Origin of the sequence: Bacillus suaedaesalsae, assembly GCF_016890225.1 — a bacterium.
Lineage (GTDB): Bacteria > Bacillota > Bacilli > Bacillales > SA4 > Bacillus_BS > Bacillus_BS suaedaesalsae.
Genome location: NZ_JAFELM010000002.1, coordinates 25,927 through 42,198, shown reverse-complemented (window position 1 = coordinate 42,198; position 16,272 = coordinate 25,927). Strand labels below are relative to the sequence as shown.

22 protein-coding genes are annotated in these 16,272 nt (G+C 40.2%); all 22 read right to left on the bottom strand.

Going from position 1 to position 16,272, the window contains the following annotated elements; genetic code table 11:
• Positions 1 to 4 precede the first annotated feature (4 nt).
• Complete coding sequence (gene rpsH, locus JR050_RS00400; protein WP_149221285.1) at positions 5 to 403, bottom strand: 30S ribosomal protein S8; 399 nt, start codon at positions 401 to 403, stop codon at positions 5 to 7.
• Positions 404 to 433: 30 nt separating this feature from the next.
• On the bottom strand, positions 434 to 619 hold the full coding sequence (locus tag JR050_RS00395; protein WP_069716795.1) for a type Z 30S ribosomal protein S14: 186 nt from the start codon (positions 617 to 619) through the stop codon (positions 434 to 436).
• Between the two features lie 29 nt (positions 620 to 648).
• Positions 649 to 1,188, bottom strand: coding sequence for a 50S ribosomal protein L5 (gene rplE / locus JR050_RS00390; protein ID WP_149221286.1), 540 nt, complete (start codon positions 1,186 to 1,188; stop codon positions 649 to 651).
• 22 nt (positions 1,189 to 1,210) lie between these two features.
• A complete protein-coding gene (gene rplX / locus JR050_RS00385; RefSeq protein ID WP_204201550.1) occupies positions 1,211 to 1,522 on the bottom strand; it encodes a 50S ribosomal protein L24 in 312 nt (103 codons plus the stop codon).
• Between the two features lie 48 nt (positions 1,523 to 1,570).
• Positions 1,571 to 1,939: a 50S ribosomal protein L14 gene (gene rplN, locus JR050_RS00380; RefSeq protein WP_149221288.1), complete on the bottom strand. Its 369-nt coding sequence runs from the start codon at positions 1,937 to 1,939 to the stop codon at positions 1,571 to 1,573.
• Positions 1,940 to 1,982: 43 nt separating this feature from the next.
• Entirely contained in the window at positions 1,983 to 2,246 is a 264-nt protein-coding gene (rpsQ, locus tag JR050_RS00375) for a 30S ribosomal protein S17 (RefSeq protein WP_204201549.1), read from the bottom strand.
• A 25-nt stretch (positions 2,247 to 2,271) separates the two neighbouring features.
• Entirely contained in the window at positions 2,272 to 2,469 is a 198-nt protein-coding gene (rpmC, locus tag JR050_RS00370) for a 50S ribosomal protein L29 (protein WP_149221290.1), read from the bottom strand.
• A complete protein-coding gene (rplP, locus tag JR050_RS00365) occupies positions 2,459 to 2,893 on the bottom strand; it encodes a 50S ribosomal protein L16 (RefSeq protein WP_149221291.1) in 435 nt (144 codons plus the stop codon). Before rplP ends, rpmC begins: the two co-directional genes overlap by 11 nt.
• Positions 2,894 to 2,895: 2 nt before the next feature.
• The gene (gene rpsC / locus JR050_RS00360) at positions 2,896 to 3,549 is read right to left on the bottom strand and encodes a 30S ribosomal protein S3 (protein WP_204201548.1); all 654 of its coding nucleotides are present in this window, start codon (positions 3,547 to 3,549) and stop codon (positions 2,896 to 2,898) included.
• A 3-nt stretch (positions 3,550 to 3,552) separates the two neighbouring features.
• Positions 3,553 to 3,894 carry a 50S ribosomal protein L22 gene (gene rplV, locus JR050_RS00355; RefSeq protein WP_204201547.1) on the bottom strand — a complete coding sequence of 114 codons (342 nt, stop codon included), beginning with the start codon at positions 3,892 to 3,894 and terminating at the stop codon, positions 3,553 to 3,555.
• Positions 3,895 to 3,911: 17 nt separating this feature from the next.
• A complete protein-coding gene (gene rpsS / locus JR050_RS00350; RefSeq protein ID WP_204201546.1) occupies positions 3,912 to 4,190 on the bottom strand; it encodes a 30S ribosomal protein S19 in 279 nt (92 codons plus the stop codon).
• A 60-nt stretch (positions 4,191 to 4,250) separates the two neighbouring features.
• Positions 4,251 to 5,081 (bottom strand): 50S ribosomal protein L2, encoded by an 831-nt coding sequence (gene rplB / locus JR050_RS00345; protein WP_149221295.1) that lies wholly within the window; start codon positions 5,079 to 5,081, stop codon positions 4,251 to 4,253.
• 26 nt (positions 5,082 to 5,107) lie between these two features.
• Positions 5,108 to 5,395, bottom strand: coding sequence for a 50S ribosomal protein L23 (gene rplW / locus JR050_RS00340; protein WP_149221296.1), 288 nt, complete (start codon positions 5,393 to 5,395; stop codon positions 5,108 to 5,110).
• The gene (gene rplD / locus JR050_RS00335) at positions 5,395 to 6,018 is read right to left on the bottom strand and encodes a 50S ribosomal protein L4 (RefSeq protein WP_204201545.1); all 624 of its coding nucleotides are present in this window, start codon (positions 6,016 to 6,018) and stop codon (positions 5,395 to 5,397) included. The genes rplW and rplD overlap by 1 nt, the downstream gene beginning before the upstream one ends.
• Before the next feature lie 26 nt (positions 6,019 to 6,044).
• Positions 6,045 to 6,668 (bottom strand): 50S ribosomal protein L3, encoded by a 624-nt coding sequence (gene rplC / locus JR050_RS00330; RefSeq protein WP_204201544.1) that lies wholly within the window; start codon positions 6,666 to 6,668, stop codon positions 6,045 to 6,047.
• A gap of 37 nt (positions 6,669 to 6,705) precedes the next feature.
• On the bottom strand, positions 6,706 to 7,014 hold the full coding sequence (gene rpsJ / locus JR050_RS00325; protein WP_204201543.1) for a 30S ribosomal protein S10: 309 nt from the start codon (positions 7,012 to 7,014) through the stop codon (positions 6,706 to 6,708).
• A gap of 551 nt (positions 7,015 to 7,565) precedes the next feature.
• Entirely contained in the window at positions 7,566 to 8,756 is a 1,191-nt protein-coding gene (tuf, locus tag JR050_RS00320) for an elongation factor Tu (RefSeq protein ID WP_149221299.1), read from the bottom strand.
• A 137-nt stretch (positions 8,757 to 8,893) separates the two neighbouring features.
• Complete coding sequence (gene fusA, locus JR050_RS00315) at positions 8,894 to 10,972, bottom strand: elongation factor G (RefSeq protein ID WP_204201542.1); 2,079 nt, start codon at positions 10,970 to 10,972, stop codon at positions 8,894 to 8,896.
• A 117-nt stretch (positions 10,973 to 11,089) separates the two neighbouring features.
• Positions 11,090 to 11,560, bottom strand: a complete 471-nt coding sequence (rpsG, locus tag JR050_RS00310) for a 30S ribosomal protein S7 (RefSeq protein WP_204201541.1) — start codon at positions 11,558 to 11,560, stop codon at positions 11,090 to 11,092.
• A gap of 44 nt (positions 11,561 to 11,604) precedes the next feature.
• Positions 11,605 to 12,027 carry a 30S ribosomal protein S12 gene (gene rpsL / locus JR050_RS00305; RefSeq protein WP_149221302.1) on the bottom strand — a complete coding sequence of 141 codons (423 nt, stop codon included), beginning with the start codon at positions 12,025 to 12,027 and terminating at the stop codon, positions 11,605 to 11,607.
• Between the two features lie 107 nt (positions 12,028 to 12,134).
• Positions 12,135 to 12,383, bottom strand: a complete 249-nt coding sequence (locus JR050_RS00300) for a 50S ribosomal protein L7ae-like protein (protein ID WP_204201540.1) — start codon at positions 12,381 to 12,383, stop codon at positions 12,135 to 12,137.
• A 103-nt stretch (positions 12,384 to 12,486) separates the two neighbouring features.
• Positions 12,487 to 16,122: a DNA-directed RNA polymerase subunit beta' gene (gene rpoC / locus JR050_RS00295; protein WP_204201539.1), complete on the bottom strand. Its 3,636-nt coding sequence runs from the start codon at positions 16,120 to 16,122 to the stop codon at positions 12,487 to 12,489.
• Between the last annotated feature and the right edge of the window lie 150 nt (positions 16,123 to 16,272).

The following is a 16,272-nucleotide window of genomic DNA, read 5'->3' as shown; positions in this document are numbered from 1 at the left end:
GTGATTACCAAACGTATGCGAGTACTTCTCCGCCAACTTGCTTTTGACGAGCTTCTTTATCAGTGATAACACCGTTAGAAGTTGAAACGATCGCGATACCTAAACCATTTAGTACACGAGGTACTTCATCAGCCTTTGCGTATACACGTAGACCAGGCTTACTAATTTTCTTTAATCCAGTAATAACGCGTTCGTTATTTGCACCGTACTTTAAGAAAATACGTAGGATACCTTGTTTGTTATCTTCTACGAATTCAACGTCACGTACGAAACCTTCGCGCTTTAAAATTTCAGCGATTTCTCTCTTCAATTTTGATGCTGGGATTTCTAGTTTTTCGTGACGTACCATGTTCGCATTACGAATGCGAGTAAGCATATCTGCAATTGGATCTGTCATGACCATTGAATTTTACCTCCTTCCCACCTTTAAGTATTACCAACTAGCCTTCTTTACACCTGGAATTTGCCCTTTATAAGCGAGCTCACGGAAACAAATACGGCAAAGCTTAAATTTACGTAGCACTGAGTGTGGACGTCCGCAACGTTCGCAACGTGTATACTCTTGTACTTTAAATTTTTGCTCGCGCTTTTGCTTTGCAATCATTGATTTTTTAGCCACAGTTTCGCCTCCTCTTCAATAGGCATTTATTACTTTTGGAACGGCATTCCAAATTGAGTTAATAGTTCACGTGCTTCTTCATCAGTATTAGCAGTAGTAACGATAACAATATCCATTCCACGAACTTTGCTTACTTTATCGTAATCAATTTCAGGGAAGATAATTTGTTCTTTTACACCAAGTGTATAGTTACCGCGACCATCGAAAGATTTCTTAGAAATACCACGGAAGTCACGTACACGTGGTAATGATACAGCGATTAACTTGTCTAAGAACTCATACATGCGTTCTCCACGTAGAGTAACTTTCGCACCAATCGGCATACCTTCACGTAAACGGAAACCAGCGATAGATTTCTTTGCTCTTGTTACTACAGGCTTTTGTCCTGAAAGTGTAGTTAATTCTTCAACAGCATTGTCTAATGCTTTAGCGTTTGCTACTGCATCACCAACACCCATGTTGATAACGATCTTTTCAAGTTTTGGAACTTGCATAACAGATTTATAGTTAAACTTGCTCATTAAAGCAGCTGTAACTTCGTTTTGATACTTTTCTTTTAGGCGGTTCATTCCGTTGACCTCCTTTCATACATTATTTATCTAAAGATTCACCAGAAACTTTTGCAATACGCACCTTTTTACCATCAACCACTTGATAGCCCACTCTTGTCGGAACACCGCTCTTTGGATCTAACGGCATTACATTAGATACATGAATCGGTGCTTCTTTGCTGATAATACCACCTTGAGGGTTAGCTTGTGATGGTTTTGAATGCTTCTTAACTATGTTAACTCCTTCAACTAGAACGCGATCCTTCTTTGGGAACGCCTCAAGGATAACTCCTTGCTTGCCCTTGTCTTTACCAGAGATAACTTGTACTTTATCGCCTTTTTTCACATGCATCGTTCGTGCACCTCCTCTTACAAGGCTTTAGTATTTTTAAAAATTATATTATAGAACTTCTGGAGCTAGTGAAACGATCTTCATGAAGTTGCTATCACGTAATTCACGTGCAACTGGTCCGAAGATACGTGTTCCACGAGGGCTCTTATCGTCACGGATGATTACACATGCGTTTTCATCAAAACGGATGTATGAACCATCTTTACGACGCATACCACTCTTCGTTCTTACTACAACAGCCTTTACAACGTCGCCCTTTTTAACAACGCCTCCTGGTGTTGCTTGTTTCACTGTTACAACGATTACGTCACCGATGTTAGCAGTTTTTCTACCAGAACCACCAAGTACTTTAATAGTTAGTACTTCACGTGCACCAGAGTTGTCAGCAACCTTCAAACGAGATTCTTGTTGAATCATACTATGAGACCTCCCTTCGGAATTAACATGATCCGAACATAAATTAGATAATTACGGCTTTCTCAACTACTTCTACTAAACGGAAACGCTTTGTAGCAGATAGAGGACGAGTTTCCATGATACGTACGATATCGCCCGTCTTTGCTTGGTTTAACTCATCATGAGCTTTAAACTTCTTAGAGTACTTTACACGCTTTCCGTATAGAGTGTGTTTCTTGTAAGTCTCTACTAGAACTGTGATTGTTTTATCCATTTTGTCAGATACAACACGTCCAGTGTAAACCTTACGTTGGTTACGCTCAGTCATTCAGCAAACCTCCTCTCAGGGTTGATTATTTAACGCTTAGCTCTCTTTCACGTACTACAGTTTTCATACGAGCGATTGATTTGCGTACTTCGCGAATGCGAGCTGTGTTTTCTAATTGACCAGTAGCTAATTGGAAGCGAAGATTAAATAATTCTTCCTTTAGTGATTTCACTTTTTGTTCAATTTCGGCAGTGGTTAGATCACGGATTTCATTAGCTTTCATTAGATTCACCACCAATTTCTTCACGTTTTACGAACTTAGTTTTGATTGGTAGTTTGTGAGAAGCAAGACGTAATGCTTCACGTGCGATTTCTTCAGAAACACCCGCGATTTCGAACATTACTTTTCCTGGCTTAACTACTGCTACCCATCCTTCAGGAGCCCCTTTACCGGAACCCATACGTACTTCAAGTGGTTTTGCTGTATAAGGCTTAGAAGGGAAAATCTTAATCCAAACCTTACCACCACGCTTCATATAACGAGTCATTGCGATACGTGCAGATTCGATTTGGCGGTTTGTGATCCAAGATGCTTCTAAAGCTTGTAATCCGAACTCACCAAAGTGTACTTCTGTACCACCTTTAGCACGACCACGCATTTTCCCGCGATGTTCTCTACGGTATTTTACACGTTTAGGTAATAACATTATTATTTTCCTCCTTCCGCTTTCTTTCTAGTAGGAAGAACTTCACCACGGTAAATCCATACTTTCACACCAAGCTTACCGTATGTTGTGTCAGCTTCTGCTGTAGCATAATCGATATCAGCGCGAAGTGTATGAAGTGGAACAGTTCCTTCACTATAAGACTCAGAACGAGCGATATCAGCACCACCAAGGCGACCAGATACCATTGTCTTGATACCTTTTGCTCCTGATCTCATAGCGCGTTGAATTGCTTGTTTTTGTGCACGACGGAATGATACACGGTTTTCAAGTTGACGAGCAATATTTTCAGCAACTAATTTTGCATCAACGTCTGCTCTTTTGATTTCCATGATATTAATATGAACACGCTTGTTAGTTAATTGGTTAAGTGCTTTACGAAGTGCTTCAACTTCAGTACCACCTTTACCAATTACCATACCTGGCTTCGCTGTGTGAACAGTTACGTTTACACGGTTAGCAGCACGCTCAATTTCAATTTTAGAAACTGATGCATCAGCTAGGCGCTTAGTTACATACTCACGGATTTTAATATCTTCATGTAATAGATCTGCATAATCTTTACCAGCGAACCATTTGGATTCCCAATCACGGATTACACCAATACGCAGACCGACCGGATTAACTTTTTGACCCACAGCTTATCCCTCCTTCTTTTCTGATAATACGATCGTAATGTGACTCGTACGTTTGTTAATTGCACTAGCACGACCCATTGCACGTGGACGGAAACGCTTCAGCGTTGGACCTTCGTCTACAAATGCTTGTGAAACCACTAGGTTATTAACATCCATTTCATAGTTATGTTCAGCATTCGCCATTGCAGAATTAAGAACCTTTTCTACAACTGGAGATGCAGATTTTGGTGTATGGCGTAAAATTGCGATTGCCTCGCCTACTTGCTTGCCTCGAATTAAATCTACTACTAAGCGAACTTTACGAGGAGCAATACGAACTGTTCTAGCTATTGCTTTCGCTTGCATCGAGATGCCTCCTCTCATTAACGTCTTGTTTTCTTATCGTCACTAACGTGACCTTTGTACGTACGTGTAGGTGCGAATTCACCTAGTTTATGTCCAACCATGTCCTCAGTCACATATACTGGTACATGTTTGCGGCCATCATATACAGCAATTGTGTGACCAATGAATTGAGGGAAAATAGTAGAACGACGAGACCAAGTTTTAATTACTTGCTTTTTCTCAGATTCATTCATTTTCTCAACCTTAATCATTAAGTGGTCATCCACAAAAGGTCCTTTTTTCAAGCTGCGACCCATATTTGAACCTCCCTTCGAAATTCACCTACGGTTCCAAAGAGAACCGCAAGTACAACTCCGTTATTTTTTACGACGACGAACGATAAACTTGTCAGACTTGTTCTTCTTCTTACGAGTCTTGAATCCAAGAGTTGGTTTACCCCAAGGAGTCATTGGAGACTTACGTCCGATAGGAGAACGTCCTTCACCACCACCGTGTGGGTGATCGTTAGGGTTCATTACAGATCCACGTACAGTTGGGCGCTTACCTAACCAACGAGAACGACCTGCTTTACCGATTTTGATTAGTTCATGTTGTTCATTACCTACTTGACCTACAGTAGCACGGCAAGTAGCTAGAATCATACGAACTTCACCAGAGTTTAAACGAACTAGTACATACTTTCCTTCTTTACCTAATACTTGTGCAGAAGTACCAGCAGAACGTACTAATTGTCCACCTTTACCTGGCTTAAGTTCGATGTTGTGGATAACTGTACCAACAGGGATATTTGCAAGTGGTAAAGCATTACCTACTTTAATATCTGCCTCAGTACCAGACATAATTTCTAGTCCTACTGTTAATCCTTTAGGAGCTAGGATATATCTCTTTTCTCCATCAACATAGTTAATTAATGCGATGTTCGCAGAACGGTTTGGATCATACTCGATTGTAGCAACGCGTCCTGGTATACCATCTTTATCGCGCTTAAAGTCGATAATACGGTATTGGCGCTTATGTCCACCACCTTGGTGACGAACAGTAATTTTACCTTGGTTGTTACGACCAGCTTTCTTGCTTAACGGAGCCAAAAGTGATTTTTCTGGCTTATCCGTAGTAATTTCAGCAAAATCAGATGCTGTCATATTACGTCGACCATTAGAGGTTGGTTTATACTTTTTAATCGCCATTTTGTTTTCCCTCCTTCTCTATGAAATTAAACTTCAAAGAATTCTATTTCTTTACTATCAGCAGTTAGCTTAACGATCGCTTTTCTACGACGTGGAGTGTATCCAGCGTGACGACCCATACGCTTGAACTTACCTTTATAGTTTTGAACGTTTACTTTTTCAACTTTAACGCTAAAGATTTCCTCAATAGCATGTTTAACTTCTGTCTTATTAGCGCGAAGATCTACTTCAAAAGTATACTTCTTTTCAGCCATTAAGTCAGCCGTTTGTTCCGTAATAACGGGGCGCTTAATAATATCACGAGGATCTTTCATTATGCAAGCACCTCCTCTACTTTTTCCACCGCTGCTTTAGTCATTAAAAGCTTATCGTGGTTAAGTACATCAAGAACGTTAATTCCATCAGCAGCAACAACAGTTACTCCAGGAATATTACGAGCAGATAATGCAACCGCTTCATTGAAGTCAGCAGTTACGATTAATGCCTTTCTTTCAACATTTAGACCAGTTAATACATTAGCCATTTCCTTTGTTTTTGGAGCAGCTAATGTTAGGTTATCTAGTACTAAGATGTTTTCTTCAAGCACTTTAGTAGATAAAGCAGATTTAATAGCTAAACGGCGTACTTTTTTAGGTAATTTGAAGCTGTAGCTTCTTGGAGTTGGACCGAATACGATACCACCACCACGCCATTGTGGAGAACGGATAGAACCTTGACGAGCACGACCAGTTCCCTTTTGACGCCATGGCTTACGACCACCACCACGTACTTCTGAACGATTTTTTACTTTATGAGATCCTTGACGTAAGGAAGCTCTTTGCATGATAACTGCATCAAATAGTACACTTTCGTTTGGTTCAATTCCGAATACAGAATCGTTTAATTCGATTTCTCCAACAGTTGAACCTGTTTGGTTATACAATGCAACTTTTGGCATTTGTACTCCTCCTTTCTCGTAAATATTTAGTTCGCTTTAACTGCGCTCTTTACAGTAACTAGAGATTTTTTAGCACCTGGTACGTTACCTTTAATTAATAATAGGTTACGTTCTACATCTACCTTAACAATCTCTAAGTTTTGTACAGTAATTCTTTCTCCACCCATTTGTCCAGGTAAAGCTTTACCTTTGAATACACGGTTTGGAGCAACTGGTCCCATTGAACCAGGACGACGATGATAACGAGAACCGTGGGACATTGGTCCACGAGATTGTCCATGGCGCTTAATTGTACCTTGGAAACCTTTCCCTTTCGAAATTCCTGTTACATCTACTGTTTCACCTTCTGTGAAAACATCTACCTTGACTTCCTGACCAACTTCTAATTCAGAAGTTCCTTTTAATTCACGGATGAAGCGCTTAGGTGCAGTGTTTGCCTTTCCTGCATGGCCCTTAGCTGGCTTGTTAGCGCGGTTTTCTTTTAGGTCATCAAAACCTAATTGAATAGCTTCATAACCATCAGTTTCAGCAGTCTTCTTTTGAAGAACTACGTTTGGAGCAGCTTCAACTACTGTTACAGCAACAAGGTCACCATTTTCAGTAAACACCTGCGTCATACCGATTTTTCTACCTAAGATTCCTTTGGTCATTAGTCACACCTCCTAAAATTCTATTAACTATTTTTGATTAAAGTTTAATTTCGATATCTACGCCAGATGGTAAGTCTAATCTCATTAGAGAATCAACTGTTTGAGGCGTTGGATTAATGATGTCGATTAAGCGCTTATGTGTACGCATTTCGAATTGCTCACGAGAATCCTTATATTTATGAACCGCACGTAAGATTGTGTAAATAGATTTCTCTGTTGGTAACGGAATCGGTCCTGAAACATTAGCACCAGAACGCTTTGCAGTTTCAACAATCTTTTCAGCAGATTGGTCTAGAATTCTGTGATCATACGCCTTTAAACGGATACGAATTTTTTCTTTTGCCATTATTTTCCCTCCTTTTCGCCTATTTTTTAAAATAGACAGTTCTCAGTGGAAATTTCCCTACACTCGCCATGGCAAAGCGGCCGGGTGTATCAGCAACCTTCCACATCATCGCAGTCAAAGACCAACATTGTCTATTATATATAAAATAATTAATGAATGCAACAAAAACATGAATAATTTCTGTTCTTAGCACCTTTGTTATTATACAATCTACTTTTATTTAAATCAACTACATCAAAAAGGTAAATAATTTCAGTTAACGTTTACATTTTTCCTTCTATATTAATAGGAAGAAATTTTGTTTAATTATCTTTATGTATATGTACTACTGTTTCTAAAGCACTTCGGTATTTTATCATATATAATTTATAGTTTCTTTAACATCATTGTCAAATTTCGCATACCGCCGATGCCAGGAGTCTTCTTCTTGTAAAACTCCTCCGCGGTCTTACGTTTTCGCCATAATCAAGAATATCAACTCTGTATTTTATCAAGTTCAATTCATAAAAAAACAGACCCACATAAGTGGATCTGTTTAAGTCAATTAATGATTATTCAGTAATTGTAGCAACTACTCCAGCACCTACAGTACGTCCACCTTCACGGATAGAGAACTTAGTACCTTCTTCAATTGCGATTGGAGCAATTAGTTCAACAGTCATTTCGATGTTGTCTCCAGGCATAACCATTTCTACACCTTCAGGTAGGTTACAAACACCAGTTACATCCGAAGTACGGAAGAAAAACTGTGGACGGTAGTTTGTGAAGAATGGAGTATGACGTCCACCTTCTTCTTTAGAAAGAACATAAACTTCCGCTTTGAACTTTGTGTGAGGTTTAACTGAACCTGGCTTAGCAAGTACTTGACCACGCTCAATTTCTTCACGAGATACACCACGAAGTAGTGCACCGATGTTGTCTCCAGCTTCTGCATAATCAAGAAGCTTACGGAACATTTCTACACCAGTAACAGTAGTAGACTTAGGCTCTTCAGTTAGACCAACGATCTCAACTACGTCACCAACTTTTACTTGTCCACGCTCTACACGTCCTGTAGCAACTGTACCACGACCTGTGATTGAGAATACATCCTCAACAGGCATCATGAATGGCTTATCAGTTTCACGCTCAGGGTTTGGAATGTAGCTGTCAACAGCATCCATTAATTCATAGATTTTCTCTTCCCATTCTGCTTCTCCTTCAAGAGCTTTAAGAGCAGATCCACGGATAACTGGAGTGTCATCACCAGGGAAGTTGTATTCTGTTAATAGGTCACGTACTTCCATTTCTACTAATTCTAATAATTCTTCGTCGTCTACCATATCACACTTGTTTAAGAATACTACAAGGTATGGTACACCTACTTGACGAGATAAAAGGATGTGCTCACGAGTTTGTGGCATTGGACCATCAGTAGCAGATACTACCAGGATACCACCGTCCATTTGAGCAGCACCAGTGATCATGTTCTTAACATAGTCAGCATGTCCTGGGCAGTCAACGTGTGCATAGTGACGAGTTTCAGTTTCGTACTCAACGTGTGCAGTTGAGATTGTGATACCACGCTCTCTTTCTTCTGGAGCAGCATCGATTTGATCATATGCCATTGCAGTTCCTCTTCCGTACTTCTTGTGAAGAGTTACAGTGATAGCAGCTGTTAATGTAGTTTTACCATGGTCAACGTGTCCGATTGTACCAATGTTAGCATGCGTTTTGGAACGGTCAAATTTCTCTTTACCCATTTCAAAATCCTCCTTAAAATTAAATGAATTTATACTAGTTATATAAGTATGTAATGCATGAAAGTGTCTGCACGAGGTACAGATTCACTTTCAAGACTTACATAAGTAGTTATACTTTAGAATGAGGTGAAAATCAATTATTCACCTTTATTTTTTTTGATAATTTCTTCTTGTACACTCTTTGGAACATCTTCATAGTGATCAAAGTGCATTGTAAACACACCACGACCTTGAGTGTTAGAACGTAGTGCAGTTGCATATCCGAACATTTCAGATAGTGGAACCATTGCACGTACTACTTGAGCGTTACCACGAGCTTCCATACCTTCTACGCGTCCACGACGAGCAGTGATACCACCCATGATATCTCCCATATATTCTTCTGGTATTACAACTTCGACTCTCATGATAGGCTCAAGTACTACTGGGCTACATTTTGAAGCCGCATTCTTAAGTGCCATTGAAGCAGCGATTTTAAACGCCATTTCTGAAGAGTCAACATCATGGTAAGATCCATCAAATAATCTTGCTTTGATATCTACTAATGGGAAGCCAGCTAATACACCGTTTTGCAATGCATCTTCTAGACCTGCTTGAACAGCTGGTACGTATTCACGAGGAACAGTACCACCAACAATTCCATTTTCGAATTCAAAACCTTTTCCTTCTTCGTTTGGTGAGAATTCAATCCAAACGTGTCCGTATTGCCCACGACCACCAGATTGACGTGCAAACTTACCTTCTACAGAAGCAGAACCACGGAAAGTTTCACGGTATGCAACTTGTGGCGCACCAACGTTAGCTTCAACCTTGAATTCACGTCTCATACGATCAACGATAATATCTAAGTGAAGTTCACCCATACCAGCGATGATTGTTTGACCTGTCTCTTGGTCAGTGTGTGCTCTGAACGTTGGGTCTTCCTCTTGAAGCTTTTGTAAGGCAGTTGTCATTTTGTCTTGGTCAGCTTTTGACTTCGGCTCAACTGATAACTGAATTACAGGCTCAGGGAAGTTCATAGATTCTAGGATAACTAGTGCTTTTTCGTCACATAGTGTATCTCCAGTAGTAGTATCTTTTAAACCTACAGCTGCAGCAATGTCACCAGCGTAAACCATTGAGATTTCTTCTCGGCTATTTGCATGCATTTGTAAGATACGACCGATACGCTCACGCTTACCTTTTGTTGAGTTTTGTACGTATGATCCCGAGCTCAATGTACCTGAGTACACACGGAAGAACGTTAATTTCCCAACGTAAGGGTCAGTCATTACCTTAAACGCTAGAGCTGAGAACGGCTCAGAGTCGCTTGAAGGACGTGTTACTTCTTCATCTGAATCCGGAAGTATACCTTTGATAGCTGGTACATCTAATGGAGATGGAAGATAGTCGATTACTGCATCTAACATTTTTTGAACACCTTTGTTTTTGAATGCAGATCCACAGATTACCGGGAAGAACTCAACGTTTACAACACCTTTACGAATCGCAGCTTTTAGCTCTTCGTTAGAGATTTCTTCTCCACCAAGGTATCTCTCCATTAATTCTTCATCAAGTTCTGCAACTGCTTCAATTAACTTTTCACGGTACTCATTTGCTTGGTCAATATATTCTTCTGGGATTTCACGAACTTCAATGTCAGTTCCTAAGTCATTACCGTAGAATGTTGCATTCATTTCTACAAGGTCAATGATTGCAGAGAACTGATCTTCAGCACCAATTGGTAATTGAATTGGAGCAGCATTAGCTTGAAGACGGTCATGGATCGTACCTACAGAATATAAGAAGTCAGCACCAATTTTGTCCATTTTGTTTACGAATACAACACGCGGTACTCCGTATGTTGTAGCTTGACGCCAAACTGTTTCAGTTTGTGGTTCAACTCCTGATTGTGCATCAAGTACAGCTACAGCGCCGTCTAATACACGAAGTGAACGTTCAACTTCTACAGTAAAGTCTACGTGTCCTGGAGTGTCGATAATGTTAACGCGGTGACCTTTCCACGATGCAGTTGTTGCTGCAGAAGTGATTGTAATACCACGTTCTTGCTCTTGCTCCATCCAGTCCATTTGAGACGCACCTTCATGTGTTTCACCAATCTTATGTATACGACCAGTGTAATAAAGGACACGTTCTGTAGTTGTTGTTTTACCAGCATCAATGTGTGCCATGATCCCGATATTACGAGTATTATCTAAGGAGAACTCTCTTGCCATTTGGTCTTTCTCCTTCCATTTAGAAGTTAGTTTTTTTGTGAGAATTTATCAAGAATCGAGGAAAAGAGCCAATGAATCAGAATTCGCAGCTCTTTACCTCTTTTGACTAAATTAATCCTACCAACGGTAGTGAGCAAATGCTTTGTTAGCTTCTGCCATTTTGTGCATATCTTCGCGCTTCTTAACTGAAGCACCAGTGTTATTAGCAGCATCTAGAATTTCGTTAGCTAAACGCTCTTCCATAGTCTTTTCTCCACGAAGACGTGAATAGTTAACTAGGTAGCGAAGACCTAAAGTCGTACGACGGTCTGGACGTACCTCGATAGGTACTTGGTAGTTTGCTCCACCAACACGACGTGCTTTTACTTCTAGAACTGGCATAACATTTTTCATAGCTTGTTCGAATACTTCCATCGGCTCCTTACCAGAGCGTTCTTTCACTAGTTCGAAAGCTTTATAAAGGATAGCTTGAGATTTACCTCTCTTACCATCGATCATCATGCGGTTGATTAAACGAGTTACAAGCTTTGATTTGTAAATCGGATCTGGCAATACGTCTCTCTTTGCAACAGGACCTTTACGTGGCATGTTATGTCCCCCTTTCCTATAATTTATTCATATTTAAACTCAAATTACTTCTTTGCAGCTTTTGGTCTCTTTGTTCCGTACTTAGAACGACCTTGCATACGCTTGTCTACACCAGCAGTGTCAAGTGCACCACGAACGATGTGATAACGTACCCCTGGTAAGTCTTTTACACGACCTCCACGGATAAGCACTACACTGTGTTCTTGTAGGTTGTGACCAATCCCCGGAATGTACGCAGTTACCTCGATTCCGTTAGTTAAACGTACACGAGCATATTTACGTAATGCTGAGTTTGGCTTCTTTGGTGTCATTGTACCTACACGAGTACAAACGCCACGTTTTTGTGGAGAAGATACGTTAGTTTGTACCTTCTTGAAACTGTTATAACCTTTATTTAGAGCAGGAGACTTTGATTTTTCAATCTTGCTCTCGCGTCCTTTACGAACTAATTGGTTAATAGTTGGCATGTTGTTTTCCTCCCTTCAAGTTTAATTCCACACACCCAGGTGGTTCATAACTGGGCAAAAACAAAGTTTTTGTAGAACAGCTCGAGACTGTTCCACAAAAACAGTTTTTAATTAGTAATCGCTACTGCAGCAGCGCCCACTTCGATTCCACAAGCTTTCCCAAGCTTCTTCATCGAATCAACTCTAGTAACAGGTATTCGTAGTTCTTCAGCGGTTTGTATCAACTTAACGATTACACGTTGATCCGCATCCTCTGCAACTACTACTTCTTTTACTTCGCTGTTTTTTAGGGCTTTTATGGCTTGCTTTGTTCCTACAATCACATGATAAGCCTGTGACACTTTTTCATAAGACATTTTTCATATCCTCCAAAGCAACAGGTTTTATAGGAGCACCTTCGATATAGTATCATTTTCTGCAAATCTTTGTCAACTATTTGTTGAAAAATATCCGCTCAAATTAAAAGGCTTTTTCAGTTTCCAACTCTGAGTTCGCTTCTTCCAACGCAGCTGCCTCTTCACTAGCTAACTGTGTAGCCGACACAGGACTCACCTTACGATAACGAGCCATACCTGTACCAGCAGGTACTAATTTACCAATAATTACATTCTCTTTTAGTCCTAGTAATTCATCACGCTTACCTTTAATCGCTGCATCAGTTAAGACACGAGTTGTTTCTTGGAATGATGCTGCAGATAAGAATGAATCCGTTTCAAGAGATGCTTTTGTAATACCAAGTAGTACTGGTCTACCCGTTGCAGGTTGCTTTCCATCAAGTAAAACCTGTTCGTTCGCTTGTGTAAATTGGTGAACTTCTAGTAATGATCCTGGTAATACATCTGTATCTCCAGCATCTGTTACTCGAATCTTTCGAAGCATTTGACGTACCATTACCTCAACGTGCTTATCCCCAATTTCTACCCCTTGCATACGGTAAACTTTTTGTACTTCTTTAAGTAGATATTCTTGAACTGCTGTAATATCTCTTACTTTTAACAATTCTTTCGGATCAATAGAACCTTCAGTTAACTCTTGGCCACGTTCAATCTTTTGGCCTTCAGTTACTTTAATACGTGCGCCATAAGGAGCCACATAAGTCTTACTTTCTACTTCACCTTGGATTGTAATTTCTTGCTTATCTCTAGAATCGCTAATCGCAGAAACAATACCGTCAATCTCAGAGATTGTTGCTTGCCCCTTTGGATTACGCGCTTCGAAAAGTTCTTGGATACGCGGTAAACCTTGTGTGATATCGTCTCCGGCAACCCCACCTGTATGGAAAGTACGCATCGTTAACTGAGTTCCTGGTTCACCGATTGATTGAGCTGCAATAATACCTACTGCTTCCCCTACTTCTACTTCAGAACCAGTTGCAAGGTTACGTCCGTAACACTTCTTACATACACCGTGACGAGTATTACATGTAAACGCTGATCGAATTCTTACTTCTTCGATGCCAGCTTCTGTAATAATACGAGCGATATCTTCCGTGATTAATCCGTTCTCTTCTACAAGAACTTCATTTGTTTCTGGGTGCTTAATTGCCTTACGTGCATATCGACCAAGTAATCGTTCGTCCAGTTTTTCAATTACTTCAGTACCATCTTTTAATGAAGCTACTACTAGACCACGGTCTGTTCCGCAATCGTCCTCACGAACAATTACATCCTGAGCAACATCAACGAGACGTCTTGTTAAGTAACCTGAGTCAGCTGTTTTTAGTGCTGTATCGGCAAGACCTTTACGCGCACCGTGTGTAGAGATAAAGTACTCAAGTACTGTTAGCCCTTCACGGAAACTTGATTTAATCGGAAGTTCAATGATACGACCAGCCGGGTTGGCCATCAGTCCACGCATACCAGCAAGTTGCGTAAAGTTTGATGCGTTACCACGGGCACCTGAATCACTCATCATGAAGATTGGATTCAGTTTCTCTAGTGATTCCATTAGTTTGCCTTGGATTACATCCTTAGCAGCACTCCAGATTGAGATAACACGATCATATCTTTCTTCATCCGTGATTAAACCACGTCTAAACTGCTTTAGAACTGTATCAACTTTACCTTGAGCTTCGTTAATAATAACTTCCTTCTCAGGTAATACGATAATGTCAGATACACCAACTGTAATACCAGCCTTTGTAGAATAACGGAATCCAAGGTCCTTCATTCTATCAAGCATCATAGAAGTATCAGTTATCTTAAAGCGCTTGAACACTTCAGCAATGACATTTCCTAAATACTTCTTTTTGAATGGTGTAATTTCTTCACGACTTTCGATTTCCTTCTTAATATCCGTACCTTTAGCAACAAAATATTTCTCAGGAGTTTCCTTCTCTAAGTTATATTGAGTTGGCTCGTTGATATAAGGGAAAGAAGCCGGCAAGATTTCATTGAATATTAACTTCCCAACAGTCGTTAATAACAACATGTTATTTCGCTCTTCATTGAATGTTTCGTTATTTAGCGAACCAGCATGAACAGCTACACGTGTATGAAGGTGTACATAACCATTTTGGTACGCAATTAACGCTTCATTTGTATCCTTAAAGACCATACCTTCACCAATTGCACCAGCTCTTTCAAGAGTTAAGTAATAGTTTCCTAGTACCATATCCTGTGACGGTGTAACAACTGGTTTACCATCTTTAGGGTTTAGAATGTTTTGAGCAGCAAGCATTAGTAAACGAGCTTCTGCTTGCGCTTCTGCAGATAGTGGTACGTGAACTGCCATTTGGTCTCCGTCAAAGTCAGCGTTATACGCTGTACATACTAACGGATGTAGACGAATTGCACGTCCTTCTACTAATGTTGGTTCGAACGCTTGAATTCCTAGTCTGTGAAGAGTAGGGGCACGATTCAGTAATACTGGGTGTTCTCTAATAACAGATTCCAGAACATCCCAAACATCAGGCTGAACGCGTTCAATTTTACGCTTCGCACTCTTAATGTTATGAGCTAAACCTCGCTCAACAAGTTCCTTCATAACGAATGGCTTAAATAGCTCTAGAGCCATTTCCTTAGGAAGTCCACATTGATACATTTTTAAGTTTGGTCCTACTACGATAACCGAACGACCTGAATAGTCAACACGCTTACCTAATAGGTTCTGACGGAAACGTCCTTGCTTCCCTTTCAGCATGTGAGAAAGAGATTTTAATGGTCTGTTACCAGGACCCGTTACAGGTCTACCACGACGACCGTTATCGATTAATGCATCAACAGCTTCTTGAAGCATACGTTTTTCGTTTTGAACGATAATGCTAGGAGCACCAAGATCAAGTAATCTCTTTAAACGGTTGTTACGGTTAATAACACGTCTATATAAATCGTTTAAGTCAGAAGTCGCAAAACGTCCACCGTCTAATTGAACCATTGGACGTAGTTCTGGTGGAATGACAGGAAGTACATCTAAAATCATCCATGATGGCTCATTCCCTGAGTTTCTGAATGCTTCTAGTACTTCTAGTCGCTTAATTGCTCTAGTACGACGTTGTCCTTGAGCTGTTTTAAGTTCTTCCTTTAATCCAGTTACTTCTTTTTCAAGTTCAATATCTTGCAATAGTTTCTTTACAGCCTCAGCTCCCATTGATGCTTGGAACGATTGACCATACTTTTCACGATATGCACGATATTCCTTCTCAGAAAGGAGTTGTTTTTTCTCTAACGGTGTGTCTCCTGTCTCTGTGACAACGTAAGAAGCAAAGTAAATCACTTCCTCTAAAGCACGTGGAGACATGTCTAACACTAGACCCATACGACTTGGAATTCCTTTGAAATACCAAATATGAGAAACTGGTGCAGCTAATTCAATGTGTCCCATTCGCTCACGACGAACTTTCGCACGAGTTACTTCTACACCACAACGATCACAAACTACACCTTTGTAACGAACACGCTTATATTTACCGCAATGACATTCCCAGTCCTTTGTAGGTCCAAAAATACGTTCGCAGAATAAGCCGTCCTTTTCTGGCTTTAGTGTACGGTAATTGATTGTTTCTGGCTTTTTAACTTCTCCAAATGACCATGAACGAATCTTGTCAGGTGAAGAAAGTCCAATTTTCATATACTCAAAATTATTGACATCTAGCAAGGGGCCTACCTCCCTTAATTTTAACGTCAGGTGCTTAGACTGACCTTATATGTGGAAATACTATTCAGTTCTAATACGAAAGGCTGCGGTTACTTTTTATATATGTAGTGATTTGAAAAGACTGGAAAGAGAAATCAATTCACTCGATTT